The organism is Pantoea sp. CCBC3-3-1 (assembly GCF_007981265.1).
Taxonomy (GTDB): Bacteria; Pseudomonadota; Gammaproteobacteria; order Enterobacterales; family Enterobacteriaceae; genus Erwinia.
This window is the reverse complement of the sequence record NZ_CP034363.1, coordinates 2,081,150-2,099,098: the sequence shown is the minus strand read 5'-3', so window position 1 is coordinate 2,099,098 and position 17,949 is coordinate 2,081,150. Positions and strand designations below refer to the sequence as shown.

The 17,949-nt window shown below is 53.3% G+C and carries 13 protein-coding genes; 6 read left to right on the top strand and 7 right to left on the bottom strand.

Annotated elements, in window-relative coordinates:
• Nucleotides 1-136: 136 nt before the first annotated feature.
• Complete coding sequence (locus EHV07_RS10010; protein ID WP_147197493.1) at nt 137-2,176, top strand: choline transporter; 2,040 nt, start codon at nt 137-139, stop codon at nt 2,174-2,176.
• A gap of 54 nt (nt 2,177-2,230) precedes the next feature.
• Here EHV07_RS10010 and EHV07_RS10005 read toward each other — a convergent pair whose 3' ends face one another.
• A complete protein-coding gene (locus EHV07_RS10005) occupies nt 2,231-3,274 on the bottom strand; it encodes an AbrB family transcriptional regulator (RefSeq protein WP_147197491.1) in 1,044 nt (347 codons plus the stop codon).
• A 733-nt stretch (nt 3,275-4,007) separates the two neighbouring features.
• Between EHV07_RS10005 and EHV07_RS10000 the strand changes: the two genes are divergently transcribed.
• Entirely contained in the window at nt 4,008-4,409 is a 402-nt protein-coding gene (locus EHV07_RS10000; RefSeq protein WP_147197489.1) for an H-NS family nucleoid-associated regulatory protein, read from the top strand.
• A gap of 151 nt (nt 4,410-4,560) precedes the next feature.
• Nucleotides 4,561-5,490, top strand: a complete 930-nt coding sequence (tus, locus tag EHV07_RS09995) for a DNA replication terminus site-binding protein (protein ID WP_147197487.1) — start codon at nt 4,561-4,563, stop codon at nt 5,488-5,490.
• A gap of 68 nt (nt 5,491-5,558) precedes the next feature.
• Here tus and fumC read toward each other — a convergent pair whose 3' ends face one another.
• Nucleotides 5,559-6,956, bottom strand: coding sequence for a class II fumarate hydratase (gene fumC, locus EHV07_RS09990; RefSeq protein WP_147197485.1), 1,398 nt, complete (start codon nt 6,954-6,956; stop codon nt 5,559-5,561).
• 408 nt (nt 6,957-7,364) lie between these two features.
• Between fumC and EHV07_RS09985 the strand changes: the two genes are divergently transcribed.
• Both EHV07_RS09985 and add read left to right on the top strand, forming a co-directional pair.
• Complete coding sequence (locus EHV07_RS09985) at nt 7,365-8,879, top strand: YdgA family protein (RefSeq protein ID WP_147197483.1); 1,515 nt, start codon at nt 7,365-7,367, stop codon at nt 8,877-8,879.
• A gap of 254 nt (nt 8,880-9,133) precedes the next feature.
• Nucleotides 9,134-10,132 carry an adenosine deaminase gene (gene add, locus EHV07_RS09980; RefSeq protein WP_147197481.1) on the top strand — a complete coding sequence of 333 codons (999 nt, stop codon included), beginning with the start codon at nt 9,134-9,136 and terminating at the stop codon, nt 10,130-10,132.
• Between the two features lie 152 nt (nt 10,133-10,284).
• Here add and EHV07_RS09975 read toward each other — a convergent pair whose 3' ends face one another.
• From EHV07_RS09975 to EHV07_RS09955, 5 genes are all read right to left on the bottom strand, one after another.
• Nucleotides 10,285-11,325 carry an oxidoreductase gene (locus tag EHV07_RS09975; protein ID WP_147197479.1) on the bottom strand — a complete coding sequence of 347 codons (1,041 nt, stop codon included), beginning with the start codon at nt 11,323-11,325 and terminating at the stop codon, nt 10,285-10,287.
• Between the two features lie 87 nt (nt 11,326-11,412).
• On the bottom strand, nt 11,413-12,330 hold the full coding sequence (gene araC / locus EHV07_RS09970; protein WP_147197477.1) for an arabinose operon transcriptional regulator AraC: 918 nt from the start codon (nt 12,328-12,330) through the stop codon (nt 11,413-11,415).
• Nucleotides 12,331-12,339: 9 nt separating this feature from the next.
• Nucleotides 12,340-13,320, bottom strand: a complete 981-nt coding sequence (araH, locus tag EHV07_RS09965) for an L-arabinose ABC transporter permease AraH (protein WP_147197475.1) — start codon at nt 13,318-13,320, stop codon at nt 12,340-12,342.
• A gap of 17 nt (nt 13,321-13,337) precedes the next feature.
• Nucleotides 13,338-14,861: an L-arabinose ABC transporter ATP-binding protein AraG gene (araG, locus tag EHV07_RS09960; RefSeq protein ID WP_147197473.1), complete on the bottom strand. Its 1,524-nt coding sequence runs from the start codon at nt 14,859-14,861 to the stop codon at nt 13,338-13,340.
• A 63-nt stretch (nt 14,862-14,924) separates the two neighbouring features.
• Entirely contained in the window at nt 14,925-15,908 is a 984-nt protein-coding gene (locus EHV07_RS09955; RefSeq protein ID WP_147197471.1) for an arabinose ABC transporter substrate-binding protein, read from the bottom strand.
• 355 nt (nt 15,909-16,263) lie between these two features.
• Here EHV07_RS09955 and EHV07_RS09950 point away from each other — a divergent pair, with 355 nt between their 5' ends.
• Nucleotides 16,264-17,946 (top strand): ribulokinase, encoded by a 1,683-nt coding sequence (locus EHV07_RS09950; protein WP_147197469.1) that lies wholly within the window; start codon nt 16,264-16,266, stop codon nt 17,944-17,946.
• The last annotated feature ends 3 nt before the right edge of the window (nt 17,947-17,949 follow it).

The window sequence follows — 17,949 nt, the reverse complement described above, 5'->3', positions numbered from 1 at the left end:
TAAATCAATAAGATAACCCACTCAACCCGAACCATTCCTCAGTGTAGTTAGCGGATATACGGCGGACACAACCCAGTATGCGCTAAGGCACGCTTTGTGAAACGGGTTTATTCTTGAGCATTTTTTCGGAGAATCTATGCCGACGACTGAAATACCCAGGAAAGAACAACAAGACCGCATTAACCCCGTGGTCTTTTATACTTCAGCAGCGCTGATCCTGATATTTACCCTGACCACAATTTTCTACACCTCGCTTTCTGACCGGTGGATCAACAATACCCTTGAATGGGTCTCTAACACCTTCGGCTGGTATTATCTGCTTGCCGCCACCGTCTATCTGGTGTTCGTCATTTTAATTGCCGCCTCACGCTTTGGCTCCATTAAGCTTGGGCCGGAGCAATCAAAACCAGAATTCAGCATGATGAGCTGGGCAGCGATGCTGTTCGCAGCGGGTATCGGTATCGATCTGATGTTCTTCTCGGTAGCTGAACCCGTTACGCAATATATGATGCCACCCGAAGGTCAGGGACAAACCATGGAAGCGGCCCGTCAGGCGATGGTCTGGACGCTGTTCCACTACGGTGTTACCGGCTGGGCCATGTACGCGTTGATGGGCATTGCGCTCGGCTACTTCAGCTACCGTTACGGCCTTCCGCTGACCATCCGCTCGGCGCTTTACCCTATTTTTGGTAAACGCATTAACGGCTGGATCGGTCACTCGGTGGATATCGCCGCGGTGGTGGGGACTATCTTTGGTATTGCCACCACGCTGGGGATTGGCGTGGTTCAGCTGAACTACGGCCTTAAGGTTCTGTTTGACGTGCCTGAAGGGATCACCGCGCAGGCTGCGCTGATTGCGCTGTCGGTGGTGATGGCGACGATTTCGGTGACGTCCGGCGTCAATAAAGGCATTCGCATCCTGTCTGAGCTAAACGTCCTGCTGGCGCTGGGCCTGATCCTGTTCGTCCTGTTTATGGGCGATACCAGCTTCCTGCTGAATGCGCTGGTGCTGAACGTTGGTGACTATATCAATCGTTTTGTTGGCATGACGCTGAACAGTTTTGCTTTCGACCGCCCTACGGAATGGATGAACAACTGGACGCTGTTCTTCTGGGCATGGTGGGTTGCCTGGTCGCCGTTTGTCGGGTTGTTCCTGGCACGTATTTCCCGTGGTCGTACCATTCGTCAGTTCGTTGTGGGCACGCTGACTATTCCGTTTATCTTTACCCTGCTGTGGCTGTCGATTTTCGGCAACAGCGCGTTGAACGAAATTATTCACGGCAATCTGGCGCTGGCTCAGGAAACGCTTGCCCACCCTGAACGCGGTTTCTACAGCCTGCTGGCGCAATATCCGGCGTTTACCTTCAGCGCTTCGGTGGCCACCATTACCGGCCTGCTGTTCTATGTTACCTCAGCGGATTCCGGCTCGCTGGTGCTGGGTAACTTTACCTCGCGCCTGAGCGACATTAATAACGATGCGCCAAACTGGCTGCGTATCTTCTGGTCACTGGCTATCGGTTTACTGACGTTGGGCATGCTGATGGTTAACGGCGTAACGGCACTTCAGAAAACCACGGTGATTATGGGCCTGCCCTTCAGCTTTGTGATTTTCTTTGTGATGGCGGGCCTGTATAAATCCCTGCGCGTAGAAGACCACCGTCGGGCAAGTTCTACAGTCAGTACGCCGCCGGTGCCGGTTTCACGTGAAGATCGCCTGAACTGGAAGCAGCGTATTTCCCGCGTGATGAACTATCCTGGCAGCACGCATACCCGGAAAATGCTGGATAATGTCTGTCGTCCGGCAATGGAAGAGGTCGCCATGGAGCTGGAGCGACGCGGTGCGAAAGTGCAGGTCAGTGAGCGACCACCGCTGGAAGACGAGCGTCTGAACCATCTGGAGATGCTGGTAAATCTGGGTGATGAGCAGAGCTTCCTGTATCAGATATGGCCACAGCGCTATTCCGTTCCGGCATTTACCTACCGTGCACGTAGCGGTAAGTCCGACTATTTCCGCCTCGAAACCTTCCTGCTGGAAGGAACACAGGGCAACGATCTGATGGACTACACCAAAGAGCAGATTATTAATGACATTCTCGATCAGTACGAACGTCATTTAACCTTCCTGCATATTCACCGTGAAGCGCCGGGCAATTCCATGCCCTTCCCTGAAGTTTGATAAAACAGTGATTCTGGCCAGGCTAAACAGCCTGGCCTTTTTACTTTTATCACCCTATGCAGAACGCCTGTTACTTACCCACTTTGCCAGCGCCGGGCCGGTAAACAGGACAATAATAAAGCGTCCGGTTTGCATCGCCATCACAAATGACATATCGACCTGGCTGGACGAGGCGATAATCGCTACCGAGTCGGCACCGCCCGGACTGGTCGCCAGATATGCCGTCAAGGGATCAATACCTGCAAAGTGAACCAGTAAAAAAGCGAATCCGCCACAGATAGCCACCAGGCTTAATATCGATAACAAAAGTCGGGGTAGCGCTTTTGCCGCATAGAGCAATATGGCGCGGTTAAAACGCAGACCAATACTCCAGCCAATTATTGCATAAGCGACCATTAACAATGCTGGCGGCAATTCCAGCTCAACTAGCTGCATTTCCTGAGCCGTTATCCCAGCCGCCAGAGAGAGTAATAATGCACCCGCGGGGATACGCAAATAGCGGCTGATGACCACGCAGCACAAAATAAGCGCTGAAGTTTGCCCGAAAGCTGTCCAGGCAACCGGCTGGATAATATCTAATCCTGAAGCAGCGTGCGAACCCATCGGTGGTGCCCAGATACGGGCTACTAACGTGGCAGCAAGCGCGACAATCACTACGCGAAGATATTGCATAAAGGCGACCAGCCGTACATCTGCGCCATAACTTTCGGCCATGATTGTCATTGCGGTAGCCGCCCCAGGCGAAGAACCCCAAATCGCCGTTGAGCCAGGCAATACCTGCCAGCGTGTTAACAGCCAGCCCAGCACGGCGCTGGCGATAATGACCGAAAACAGGGTAAGTGCGAATAGCAGCCAGTTATTTACTATTTCAGGAAAGAGTGAGGCAGGTATTGCCCGGGCGATCATGCATCCGACAACACCCTGAGCGAGGTAAATAACAGGACGATAAACAATTAGCGGCTTATCCCACGCAGCAAAGACAATAGCAATTGCCATTGGCCCAAGCAGCAATGCGGCGGGAAGGTGCAATTGCTCAAGGGCCAGAACGAACAGAAGAGAGTAAAAGATTAACCATAGCCAGCGTACCGCTGTTTTCATGCTTATCTCCCGCCAATTACGGCATAAAGGGTGGAGACGGTCGTATTGAATAAAGGCAGCCTGGCACAGGCTTCGCTAAATCACCAGATAACCTCTTGTTTAACTCGCTGCCCTGCCTGACTTTTTAGCTTTGTATTATCGCCTCTCTTAATCCTCTTTGTGCACAATATTGCAGCGACTTAATGAAAAACTAACAAAAAGTATGTTGTAACTAATTCCAGATAAGGAATATCTTTTTTCACATTTAATGCTTTGACAAAAAATATTTCCGTCGGTTAAGCACTCGATATCCAGCAATAACCTCGGATTGCCATAACGCAACAGCAACAAATCCGATGAGTTATTCCCTCAAAAATTTCTTATATTCAGGTTTACAACGCTTTAAATTCGACTATATGTCCAGCACGCATTCTGTTACGTATGCCAGCATGCTAACGGTAAGCAGGCTAATTCGTTATAATTCCAGAGGGATAATGCGCTGCAATTATGGCCATTACTCGAGCAACGTACTGCACATTTCCGTTTTTTTTACCGTCACTTTCACCAGGAATTTTCTTATCAAGGGATAATATATTGCTTTCCTGTTTGCGCTAATTTGCAAAAAAAATGAAAAAGCAGGTAAATAAAGAGACTTTTTTCCATTCAGGTGTTTTTAACTTAGAGATTTGTATGTACACTGTTTGTCGTACATACACCACTATTTTTTAAACCACTTAACGCTACGGATTCCTTTATGAGCGAAACTCTGAAAGTATTAAATAACATTCGAACCCTTCGTGCACAGGCTCGTGAAGTTTCTTTATCTGAGCTGGAAGAGATGCTGGAAAAACTTGAAGCGGTTGTTAACGAACGTCGTGATGCAGAAGCCGCGATCGCTTCTGAAATCAAAGAAAAAGAAGAGAAACTGGCTAAATATCGCCAGATGCTTCTGGACGACGGTATCGATTTAAGCGAACTGACCTCTGCTGAAAATACGACGGGTAAATCTCGCGCTAAACGTGCTCCACGTCCGGCCAAATATCAGTACACCGACGAAAACGGCGAAACCAAATCCTGGACCGGCCAGGGTCGTACTCCTGCGGTGATTAAGCAGGCGCTGGATCAAGGTAAAAAACTGGAAGATTTCCTGATCTAATCTTCAGCCACGCTGAATCTTCAGCGTGGCGTCTTCTTTATTATGTTCCTTCAACTCCCCCCTTTTACTTTTTATATTCCCCCTCTCCTGAGCTGTTTATTTCCACTAATCGCGTTATACTCATCAGTATGTTGTAACTAAGGGTGCACCTATGAATCGTTATGATGCGGTAGATAATCTCCATCGCTGCGCTGCTGAGCTGGAGAAAGCCCTAACGACGCTAAGCGAGCAACTCTCAGCCAGACGTCTGCTTGCTGCGCGAGTGTTTGAACTGCCTCCCGTTCAGAAAGGCCACGAAAACGATCCGTTAACGCAGATTGCCGTGGAGCAACATTTGGCACAAACCGCGTTGCAAATGGCTATTACTCACTTTTGTCGTCTTTATATGCAGCATCAGTCGGAAACGGTCAGTACAAAATCCGCCGTGCGTTTGCCTGGCGCTATTTGTCTACAGGCCAGCGCTCAGGAAGCCAGCCTCCTGCACCAGCAGGTTAGTCAGATTAATAGCCTGAAGCAGCGTCTGGAAGAAATTATCACTGTTGAATCTGGCGTACCCAGTGAAGAACGATTTGATTTTGTGCACACCCATCTCAGGGGGTTAATTACCCTTAACGCTTACCGGACTATTACCTTACTTGACGCGCCGGATTCGGTACGTTTCGGCTGGGCAAACAAACATATTATTAAAAATATCAGCCGCGAGGAACTGCTGGAAAAGCTCAATAAAAGTCTGCAATCAGGACGGGCAGTCGCCCCCTGGACGCGTGAGCAATGGGCCGAAAAATTACAGGATGAGATCGAGGCGGTTAATTCATTACCCCACTCTGCCCGGCTGAAAATTAAACGCCCGGTAAAGGTGCAACCGATTGCTCGCGTATGGAATAAGCAAGATCAGAAGCAAACTCAGTTCGCCTGTCCTTCGCCATTGCTGGTGCTTTGCCCCGATACGGCTTCGGTACCCAAGCTGGGAGAGTTATTAAATTATGATGCTGATAAAGTTGTGCACCGTTTTAAACCTGAGGCAAAAAAGCTTTTTTTGATCATTCCCCGCCTGCATCTCTATAGCGACAGATTGTCGTAACCAGAAGATAAAACGCAGACAAAAAAAGAGCGGAAATGATTTCCGCTCTCTCACTCTGTTACAGAATATTAGGCTTTCATGCTGCCAACCATCTCTTCCGGACGTACCCAACTGTCAAATTCTTCTTCAGAAAGATAACCCAACTTCAGCGCGGAAGCCTTCAGGGTTAAGCCTTCTTTATGGGCCTTTTTAGCAATTTCTGCCGCTTTATCGTAACCGATATGGGTATTTAAAGCCGTCACCAGCATCAGTGATTCATTCAGCAGCTGGGAAATACGATCGTGATTTGGCTCAATGCCCACCGCACAGTGATGGTTAAAACTGTCCATGCCGTCAGCCAGCATACGCACCGATTGCAGGAAATTGTGAATGATCATCGGGCGGTAAACGTTCAGCTCGAAATTACCGGATGCGCCGCCCATATTTACCGCAACATCATTTCCCATCACCTGGCAGCACAGCATGGTCATTGCTTCACACTGCGTCGGATTTACTTTACCTGGCATAATGGAGCTGCCTGGCTCATTCTCAGGAATCGCAATTTCACCAATGCCGCAACGTGGGCCGGAAGATAACCAGCGAACATCATTTGCAATCTTCATCAGTGAGGCAGCCAGCCCTTTTAACGAGCCATGCGCATGCACCAGCGCATCACAGGTTGCCAGTGCTTCAAACTTATTCGGGGAAGTCACAAAAGGCTGGCCCGTCAATTCTGCCAGCTCTTTAGCCACGCGTACTGCATATTCAGGATGCGTGTTCAGCCCGGTGCCGACAGCGGTACCGCCCAGCGCCAGCTCTGCCACATGAGGAATACTCTGCTCAATATGCGTCAGGTTATGGTTCAGCATGGCGACCCAGCCAGAAATTTCCTGCCCCAGCGTTAGCGGCGTGGCATCCTGGAGATGCGTACGACCGATCTTCACAATGTCTTTAAAGGCTTCGGCTTTATCATTCAGCGTTTTCTGCAACACTTTCAGCTGCGGGATCAGATGCTCTTTTACCGCGACCACAGCCGCGACATGCATCGCCGTTGGGAAAACGTCATTCGAACTTTGGCTTTTGTTCACGTCGTCGTTGGGGTGAACCAGACGAGACATGCCGCGCTCGCCGCCCAGAATTTCACTGGCGCGATTGGCGAGCACTTCATTCATATTCATGTTGGTTTGCGTACCGGAACCGGTCTGCCAGATTGCCAGCGGAAACTCCCCGGTATGTTTGTCTGCCAGCACTTCATCGGCAGCCTGGACGATAGCTTGCGAACGTTCATCGGGCAGCAGACCTAAATCGCTGTTCACTTTGGCGGCAGCACGTTTGGTCAGCGCCAGCGCGTGGACCAGCTCCGGTGGCATTTTTTCGCTGGAGATGCGGAAATGTTCCAGGGAACGCTGCGTTTGCGCGCCCCATAATTTATCCGCTGGAACTTCGATGGAACCCATTGAATCTTTTTCAATGCGGTTGGCAGCCATGACTCTCTCCTTTGTACAATGAAATGTTTAAGCCTTTTTCTGCCCGCAGGGCATTTAGCGCGGGCATAGTATGACATACAATAATTTAACATTATGCGACCCAATCGTCTTTATTGCACCCGCCATACGATTTGCAACGCTATATTTCTGAGCAAATACACGGTGTTATTGGTCTCCGACAACGCCTTTTCGACCGCTGAGCCTGGCGGATTGCGTGGCGACATCACCGCAAGGATTACACCTCTTTACCCTTCAATGCAGTAATTGCGGCTGACGTGATAAGCCACAGTTGCTATGATATTTAACTTATTAAACAAAAACGCCTTTATCGCGTTTTCCCTCCGTCAGACACGGGTCGGATGGCCCTTTTTGTCGGCATTGGTGATTTAAAAAAGGACGACTTTACAGATGAAAAAAACAAAGATAGCGGCAGGCGTAATTATCGCTCTTGGCGTGATTTGGACCGGAACCGCCTGGTTTACCGGTAAGCAACTGGAAAAGAACATGGACCAGGTGGTGCAGAACGCCAATGCGCAGATGAACAATATCGCGCCTGACAGCCGCCTGAAACTCAGCTATCAGGATTATCAGCGTGGCGTGTTCAGCAGCTCGGCACGGTTTGTGTTGCAGTCCAATTCACAGACGGAAGATAACGCTGTTATCAAACCGGGACAGAGCATCGTTTTTCTTGAAAAGATCGACCATGGCCCTTTCCCTTTCGCACAGCTGAAAAAATTCAACCTGATCCCAAGTATGGCCTCCGTTCATACTCAGCTTGAAAATACTGATGCGGTGAAAAAGCTGTTTGAAATGACCAAAGGTAAGTCGGTGATCCAGGCCGATACCCGCATTGGCTATAGCGGTGCAACCGCCACTGAAATTGCCCTGCTGCCGCTGGATTACCAAAATGCGCAGAGCGGTGAGCGTTTCGCGTCGAATGGCGGCACGCTGAATATCAGCGCCGATAAAGACGGTAACAAAGTGGACGTCAGCAGCGATCTGGACAGCCTTGTCCTGACTACCCGCAATCAGCTGAATATGCCGGTAATGTTTACCGCTAACGGCCTCAAGCTGAACGCTAACACCCATTTAAGCCCGGAAGGCGTCCGCGTTGGCGATCAAAATATCGATCTGCAAAAACTGAGCGTGGCGGTCAACGGCCAGCAGGCTTTCATTGCAGAAGGTCTGAACGGCAAATCCTCGGTGGATTCTGTTAAAGGCCTGGTTTCCGGCAACATCGACTACGCCCTGAACTCGCTGAAGATCCAGAACCAGGACTTCGGCCAGGGCAAGCTGTCTGTGAAGCTGTCGCAGTTTGATGCCAACAGCATGAAAACCTTCTCTGAGAACTATAACCGTCAGGTTCAGGCCCTTCTTAGCGACCAGGAAGTGGCAAACAACCCGGCGCTGTATCAGGCGCGGATGAGCCAGGTAATGAGCGACAACCTGCCGCTGTTGCTAAAAGGCAGCCCGGTAATCACGATCGCCCCGTTCAGCTGGAAAAATGAGAAAGGCGAGAGCAGCTTCAACCTGTCGGTTCACTTTAAAGATCCCGCAGCCGGCGCGCCTCAGCCTCAAAATGTGACTCAGGCGGCTGACAACGTACTGAAAACCCTGGATGGCAAGCTGTCCATTTCAATGGATATGGCTACAGAAATGATGACGCATGTCGCCATGGCGCAGGGTTATAAAGAAGAAGATGCGGCCAAACTGGCCGACCAGCAGGTGAAAGGCGTGGCGGCAATGGGCCAGATGTTCCGTCTGACCACGCAGAAAGACAATAATATTGTTGCCAGCCTGCAATATGCTACTGGCCAGGTGGCGATGAACGGCGAGAAGATGACGCTGGAACAGTTCCTGTCCCGCTATATGCTGGGCAGCGATGCACCCGCCACGGTTTTACCGACCGATCCCGCCCAATAACCTTACCTCGACTGGCTGACTTTAAGCCGGGAGCCCCCAGGACGTGCAGCCCGCGTCCTGGGTCATATGGAGCCGGCATGGATGCCGCTTTGTGCGTTTTTCCTGATGGTCCTTCTCCCCCGCGGGTAATCTTCTGCGCGACATCGCGCAAATAAACAACATACACGCAGTAGGTTGCGCAATTTGCTGGCGAAGTTGCGCAAAATGTTTTTATACTGTTATGCACTTTACCGTTAACAACAGAGTGCGCCGACATGATCGACTCCCGCATCCCCCTTACCGATATTCATCGCCACCTTGATGGCAATATTCGTGCTCAAACCATTCTTGATTTAGGTCGCGAATTCAACCTCACCCTGCCCGCTTCCACGCTGGAAACCCTGCGTCCGCACGTGCAGGTCACGCACAACGAACCCGATCTGGTGAGTTTTTTACAAAAACTCGACTGGGGCGTGAAGGTGCTTGGCTCACTGGATGCCTGCCGTCGCGTCGCGCTGGAAAACGTGCAGGATGCCGCCCGTGCCGGTATCCACTATGCCGAACTGCGCTTTTCACCCGGCTATATGGCAATGACCCATAACTTACCGATTGCAGGCGTTGTTGAAGCGGTTATTGATGGCATTCGTGCGGGTTGTCAGCAACATGATATCGACGTGCGCCTGACCGGCATTATGAGCCGCACCTTTGGTGAAGACGCCTGTCTGCAAGAACTGGAAGGTTTACTGGCGCATCGTGATGGTATTACCGCGCTGGATTTAGCGGGCGACGAGCTGGGCTTCCCGGGCAGTCAGTTCCTCAGCCACTTTAACCGCGCGCGCGATGCCGGTTTCCGCATCACCGTGCATGCGGGTGAAGCGGCAGGCCCGGAAAGCATCTGGCAGGCCATTCGTGAGCTGGGTGCTGAGCGTATTGGTCACGGCGTGAAGGCCGTCGAAGATCCTGCCCTGATGGATTATCTTGCCGCGCAGCAGATTGGTATTGAATCCTGTCTGACCTCTAATATTCAGACCAGCACGGTGTCATCCCTGGCTCACCATCCGCTGGCCGCATTCCTGGACCACGGTATTCTGGCAACCATTAATACTGACGATCCGGCGGTACAGGGCATTGAGCTGGCGCATGAATATGAAGTTGCTGCACCCCAGGCAGGGCTAAGCCAGCAGCAGATCCGCACCGCGCAGGAGAATGGTTTAAAGATTGCGTTCTTAAGCGAAGCGGAAAAAGTCGCCATTCGCGCCAAAGTGGCGGCTTAACCGACAGGGCTTTGTGCTGGCCAAAGCCGCCAGCAGGGCATCGCGGGCCAGGGTCGGCCCGCGACACGCCGCCAGAAACGGCATTGTTTGCATTTTGACGGGAGCCCGTGATCCCTGAGCCAGCAACGTGTTGGCAATGGCTCCGCTACCGCTTATTTCAGCGACAGGGTTTGACGCTTCTCGGCGGACTGGAGGCCAAGCTCAATCAGCTCCATAACCTGAATGGCTTCTTCAGCCGTTACCGGGTTGCGCCCTTCGCCGCTGATTGCATCGCGGATCCCGGCATAATAGGCGGGATAGTTGCCGGGCGTGGTCAGCAAGGTTTCTTCAGCCATCTCTTCACCGTTTGCCAGCGTTAGCACGCCATCACGCATATCGTAACCCCACTCTTCCTGCGGCAGACGAGCGCCCGCTTTCAGGCTGTCCTCCTGCGGATCGAGGCCATATTTTACGTAGCTGCCACGCGTGCCGTGTACCTGATAGCGAGGCGATTCCGCCGCCACCAGCATGCTGGCATGCAGCACCACCCGACGCTGTGGATATGTCAGCACCGCATGGAAATAGTCAGTGGTTTGCGCGCCAGGACGCAGCTCAGCCAGATCGACGTTAATGGCTACCGGCGACCCAAACAGCTGAAGCGCCTGATCGATAAGATGCGGGCCGAGATCGAACCAGATGCCGCTTCCCGCGCCCTTCTGCTCGCGCCAGCGGTTACGCACTTCCGGGCGGAAGCGGTCGAAATGCGACTCGAAATAGCGCACTTCACCCAGCGTACCCTGCGCCAGCAGCGTCTTCAGGGTTAAAAAGTCGCTGTCCCAGCGGCGGTTATGAAATACCGACAGCAGCAGTCCTTTTGCCTTAGCCAGCGCTTCCAGCTCACGCGCCTGTGACAGCGTGACGGTAAAGGGTTTGTCCACCACCACATGCTTGCCTGCGTTCAGCGCCGCTTTCGCCAGGGGGAAGTGGGTGTCGTTGGGCGTAGGGATCACAATGAGCTGAATTGACGCATCGTCGAACAGCGCCTGCGCGTCGGCCACCGTCTGCACGGCAGGCCAGTCGGCATGAACTTTAGCGGCATCGCTACTGGAAACGGCCGCCAGTTCCATCCCTGACGTGCCGTTGATGAGTGGCGCATGGAAGGTCTTGCTGGCGAAGCCGTAGCCGACCAGCCCTACACGAATTTTATCGTTCATTGGCATTCCTCTTGTCTCAGTCCGGTTGATTTAAGACGATTGTCCGGGTAAGAACAAGGCGGATTAACCTGAATTGTTGCTAAATCGTTACTGAGTGGCACGTAAAGGCAAGTCCCAGCTTTCACGGGCCACCAGCGCATCATGGGCATCCAGCGAACGGCGGCGGAAATCGCTGGGGCTGACCCCGACCCTTTTTCGAAACACGCGTGAGAAATAGAGCTGATCGTCGTAGCCAACAATGCGCCCGACGGTAGCAATAGGCTCCTGCGTGGTTTGCAAAAGCAGCTTCGCTCGTATCACACGCTGATCTTCGCGCCAGCGCAGCAGATTAATTCCCATCTGCTCGCGAAATAAGTGTGCCAGCCGCGAAGGGGAAAGGCAGACGTGATTCGCCACCTCGTCGATCTTCAGCTCGCCGGCAAGATTGCTCGTCACATACTGACAAGCCTCCACCACGCGAGGATCGCGCACCTGCTGATGACTGCGCGGATCTTCTTCAACCGCACGCAGCAGCAATCTTTCCAGTAAGTTCATCGCCAGCTCTTCGGCAAAGCGTTTGCCCGACGTATGCGTTTGTTCAATGGTGGCGAACAGCCGCTCAAATTCTGGCCACAGCCTTTCCGGCAGCCGTAACCGGCCGACACCCTGCTTTTCATCCTGCCACTGAAGCCAGCTGCTCCAGTAGGCGCGCGGGCGAAAATAGATCCAGCGATGGTGCCAGCAGTCGCTTTCTGAAGAACGGCCATAGTAATGCGAGGTTTTTGGCTGAAACAGCAGCAGGTCGCCTGTTTCACAGTTAAAGGCATCGTCACCGCTGAAGACCTGGCCGCGCCCTTTGGTGGTCAGGTTAATAATGTAGCCTTTCATACCCGCAGGACGATCAATAAAGAAATCGAGCGGATCGCCGGCATTGATCGGCGTCAGGCCAGCGACCAGCCAGGCGTTGAAGGGATAGCCGGGCAACAGCGGATTAGATTGCGCCACCGGCGCCAGACGATGATACATAACGCCTCCTCAGGCCGTTTTAGCTTTTTGTTTATAGCGGTCAAATATCACCGCGGCTAACAGTATCAGACCTCGCACCACGTACTGTGAAAACGGTGAAATATTTAAGAGATTCATCGCATTTTCCACGGTGCCAAGGATCAATACGCCCGCAACAACGTAGGAAATTTTGCCGATACCGCCCTTCAGCGACACGCCGCCCAGCACGCAGGCCGAGATCACAATCAGTTCATAGCCCAGCGAGGTCATCGGCTGACCGCTGGTCATTCGCGAGGCGAGAATGATGCCTGCCGCAGCGGAAACCAGCCCGGAAAGGATAAAAATGATAATGCGCGTGCGCACCACCGGTACGCCTGCCAGCCTGGCCGCCTCTTCGTTGCCGCCAATCGCCAGGGTATTACGACCAAAGGTGGTTTTATTGAGCAGAAAACCAAAGACGATCATGGTGCCAATAGTCAGCCAGACCGGCGCGGGTACGCCCAGCCAGTTGGTATAGCCCAGCGCAAAGAAGCGCTCGTCTTCTATCCCCACGGCTTTACCGTCGGAGAAGATATAGGCCAGCCCCCGCACAATCTGCATGGTCGCCAGCGTGGTAATCAGCGCATTGATCTTCAGCTTCGCTATCACAAAGCCGTTAACAAATCCGCAGGCCACGCCCAGCAGCAAGCCCGCTACAATGCCGATCCACAGGCTTTCAGTCATATTGATGACCACGGCGGTAGTCACCCCCGCACAGGCGATAACCGAGGCGACAGAAAGATCAAAATCGCCTGAAGCCAGACAGAACAGCATGCCGCAGGCCACCATGCCGGACATCGACATCGCCAGTCCAAGGCCTTTCATATTGATCAGCGAGCCAAAGTTCGGTACAAAAATCGTGCAGCCGATAAACAGTACGGCAAACACCACCAGCATGCCAAAATTATCCCAGATGCGGCTCAGGTTGACGCGACGGGTCGGTGGCGTCGCGGAGGAAGTGGTAATGGACATTATAATGCTCCTTCGGTTCAGGCCACGACGGCGGTATGTTGGGTGGTTTTCGGCATCGCCAGCGCCAGCGTTAGCGCTTCGGTGGCCTCGTGATGATGCAATTCTCCGGCAATGGCGCCTTCCCGCATGACCAGGATACGATCGGCGAGACCCATCACTTCAGGCAGGTCGCTGGAGGCGAACAGCACCGCGATGCCCTTTTCTGCCAGCGCATAAATCAGGTTATAGATTTCATGTTTTGCCCCGACGTCGATACCGCGCGTCGGTTCATCCAGCAGGATCACCTTCATCTCTTCCGACAGCCAGCGTCCTAAAATCGCTTTCTGTTGGTTGCCGCCGGAGAGGTTCATGATCAGCTGATCGGCGCCTGGCGTTTTGATATTCAGCGAGCGAATATGCGACGCCGCGTTAGTCTGCTCCCACTGGTTTTTAATCAGACAGCCTGCGGTGAGATTGTTGCGCCGGGCGCTGATATTGATATTGTCCCGCACCGAGTGTACCGCGATGATACCGTCGGCTTTACGATCTTCCGGGCAGAGCAGCAGCCCGGCGCGAATCGCATCGGACGGTTCACGGATAACCAGCTTTTCACCGTCCAGACGGACTTCACCGCCGGTGAGGCGGGTGGCGCCAAATAAGCCTTTCATTAATTCACTGCGTCCGGCACCGACCAGCCCAAACAGCCCGACGATTTCACCGGCGCGAACGGTCAGTGAAATCGGCATGCGTACCCCTTTGGCCTGCACGTTATCCAGCTGCAAACGGATCTCGCCGGTATCTCTTGGCGTATAGCCATAGATATCGCCAATTTCACGGCCCACCATCGCCTGTACCAGCGCATCATGGCTGGTTGCCGCAACGTCGTGAAAGGTACGCACGTAGCGGCCGTCTTTAAACACGGTAATGGCGTCGCTGAGCGCAAAGATTTCTTCCATGCGGTGCGAAACATACAGCACCACTTTGCCTTCCGCGCGCAGCTGGCGGATTACGCGGAACAGATGTTCAATTTCACGGGCCGAGAGCGAGCTGGTTGGCTCATCAAATGCGATCACTTTCGCATTTCTCGCCAGTGCCTTAGCGATTTCCACCATCTGCCACTGGCCGAGCGAAAGCGACTTCAGCGGCGTATCCGGATCAATATCCATGCCTAAATTTTTCAGCTGAAGCCCCGCCTCGTAACGTAGCAGCGAGCGATTAACAAAACCGGCCCGCTGCGGCAGCTGTCCGAGATAGATATTTTCCGCCACTGACATCTCAGGGATCAGATGCAGTTCCTGATAAATAATCGCCACGCCCGCGTCCAGCGCGTCGGTCGTGTGCGTAAAGCTGACCGGCTGGCCTTTCAGACGGATTTCACCGCTGGTCGGCTGATAGCTGCCGCTAAGGATCTTCAGCAGCGTCGATTTTCCCGCGCCGTTTTCACCCATCAGCGCGTGGATCTGGCCTGCCTCGCAATCAAAACTGATGTCCTGAAGCGCCTTCACGCCAGGAAAGGTTTTACTTATGCTGTGAAAGCTCAGATACGGGGGTTGCGTGTTCATTATTCCTCCGGAGTACATTGCGGTACAGCATGCGGAGCCGCAGCCTTCGCGGCTCCATCCTTGTTACATCAGCCCTTTTTTGGCCAGTTCGGTTTTAAAGTTTTCGCGGGTGATCAGCACCACATCGGTCACTTCGGTAAATTTCGCCGGTTCGGCATCTTTACTCACCCAGTTGTAGAGCATCTGGATACTCTTATAGCCGTGCACGTCCGGGCTTGGCAGCAGCGATCCAAAGAAGCCGGTTGCCTGGCCTTTGGAAAGTTCGCTGATGGCATCGACGCCGTTGATGCCGATGCCGATCACATCCGGCGCTTTAAAGCCCTGGCCTTCGGTTGCACGTACGCCACCGAGCACGGTGTTGTCATTCATGCCGATAATCAGCCAGTGCTTCACTTCCGGGTGCTGTACCAGCAGTGAATTACCGGCATCGAATGCACCAGGGATATCGTTAGATTTGGTCGGGACTTTGTAGATCTGGCCCGCCGGGAAACCTGCCGCTTTTAACGCTTCCATTGAGCCACTGGTGCGTCGACGTGCGGTATCCAGCTCATCGGCGGTAATCGCCATTACGCCGGTTTCTTTCGCATCCCAACCGCGCTTCTGCATCTCCTTATAAAGTTCCTGCCCCTGACGCTCACCGATTTTAGTTGCCGCCATCATCACCAGCGGCACGGTATCCATCGGCTTACCTTTAGCCGTAACAAACTGATCGTCTACCGCGATAACCTTCAGGTCGTAGCTTCGGGCTTTTGCCACAATAGCCGAGCCCAGTTTCGGATCGGGCGTACAGATGACGAAACCCTTCGCACCGCTGGCCGCGAGGCTGTCGATAGCGTTCAGGGTTTTTTCCCCGTCCGGTACGGCAATTTTAATCACCTCAAACCCCAGTTCTTTGCCCGCTTTGTCGGCAAACTTCCATTCCGTCTGGAACCAGGGTTCTTCCGGCTGTTTGACCAGAAAACCCAGTTTCATGGTGTCGGCCATAGCCGAATGTGACATAACGGCGGCGAGGCCAACCGCTGCCAGCGCGTGAGTAAATTTGTGCATGAGGCTCTCCGGCTCAGTTCCCGCTTTTTGCGGTGTGATGTAAACGGTATCAATCGTAGGGCAGCAAACTTAACAACTTAAAAAGCCTGTCGTTTCGGCGCTGAGAGGTTTTCCCGTTGCCGGTAAGCGCTAGTTTTAACGTTAAGAGAGGCCAGAAAGGGAGAGCGGTATCACAGCCTGAAGATTCAGCTAAATAGTCCATATATTTAGCAAAATTAACCCAATGTTAACTTTTGAAGCGGATCACAAAACGCGGGCGAATGACAGAAAAGTGCATATATGCAGCGCCCCTAACCTAACTGCTGCACGCGTAACTTCTTAGGGTAGTCACACAGTGATTAGCCGGAGAGTAAAAATGCAGAAGGACGCCATCACAATAGGTTTGGATTTTGGCAGCGATTCAGTGCGGGCGCTGGCGGTAGATTGCGCCAGCGGCAAGGAGTTGCAAACCCAGGTTGTGGCTTATCCTCGCTGGAAAGCAGGCCTTTATTGTCAGAGCCGCATCAATCAGTTTCGTCACCATCCGCAGGACTACATTGACGCTTTCGAACAGGCCATTCGTGACGTTGTCACTAAATTAACCCCTGCCCAGCGTGAAAACGTCGTGGGTATCGGTGTCGATTCAACAGGCTCAACGCCAGCCCCCATCGATCGCGATGGCAACGTACTGGCGCTGCGTCCGGAATTTGCTGAAAATCCCAACGCGATGTTCGTTCTGTGGAAAGATCATACCGCCATTAAAGAAGCGGAAGAGATCACGGCGCTGTGCCACAGTGGCCAGTTTGCTGATTATTCTCGCTTTATCGGCGGTATTTATTCTTCAGAATGGTTCTGGGCCAAAATCCTGCACGTAAGCCGCGAAGACCGCGAAGTACGCGAAGCGGCGGTGGCCTGGATTGAATTATGCGACTGGGTGCCGGCGTTACTGAGCGGCACCACTGCGCCGGAGGCAATCCGTCGGGGACGTTGCGCCGCCGGTCACAAATCGTTATGGCATCCTGAGTGGCAGGGTTTGCCGGATCGCGCCTTTCTGGATGCGCTGGATCCGATGCTGGCAGCGCATCTGGATACGCCAATGTTCAGCGAGACCTGGACTGCCGATCGCCCTGTCGGCCAGATTACCGCCGAGTGGGCATCGCGCCTGGGGCTGCCTGCAACTGTGACCCTTTCCGGTGGCGCATTCGACTGTCATATGGGCGCGGTTGGCGCAGGTGCGGGTCCTTATACGCTGGTTAAAGTGATTGGCACTTCAACCTGCGACATCCTGATTGCCGACCCTGAACGCGTCGGCGAACGCGCCATCAAGGGCATCTGCGGCCAGGTTAACGGCAGCGTGGTGCCGCAAATGATAGGTCTGGAAGCGGGACAGTCCGCGTTTGGTGATATGTATGCCTGGTTCAGCCGCCTGCTCAGCTGGCCGCTGGTTCAGGCCGCAGAGAAACATCCTCATCTTCAGGGCGATCTGGAAAGCATTCAGAAAAACCTGCTCAACGAACTGACCCAGGCCTGGGCGGCCGATCCCCAGCTGGACCATCTGCCGGTGGTGCTTGACTGGTTTAACGGACGCCGCACGCCTTTTGCCAATCAGCGACTGAAAGGCGTTATCACCGATTTGAATCTGGGAACCGATGCGCCAGCCCTGTTTGGCGGTTTTATTGCGGCCACCGCTTTTGGTGCACGCGCCATTATGGAGTGTTTCGAGCGCCAGGATATTCCTGTAGAAAACCTGCTTACCCTTGGCGGGATCGCCCGCAAATCCCCGGCAATTATGCAGGTCTGCTGTGACGTCATGAACCGTCCGCTGGATATTGTGGCCTCCGACGAGTGCTGTGCGCTGGGCGCCGCGATTTTTGCCGCTGTTGCCGCTGGTGTCTACGCCGATGTCCCTGCCGCCCAGCAAAAAATGGCCAGCCCAATCGCGACCACGCTACAGCCCGACCTCAGCCGCGTGGATCGCTATCAGCAACTTTATCAGCGTTACCTTCAATGGTGTGAAGTGGCCGAACCGCAGTTCGCCCCACGCCTGTCCAATGTTTAAGGA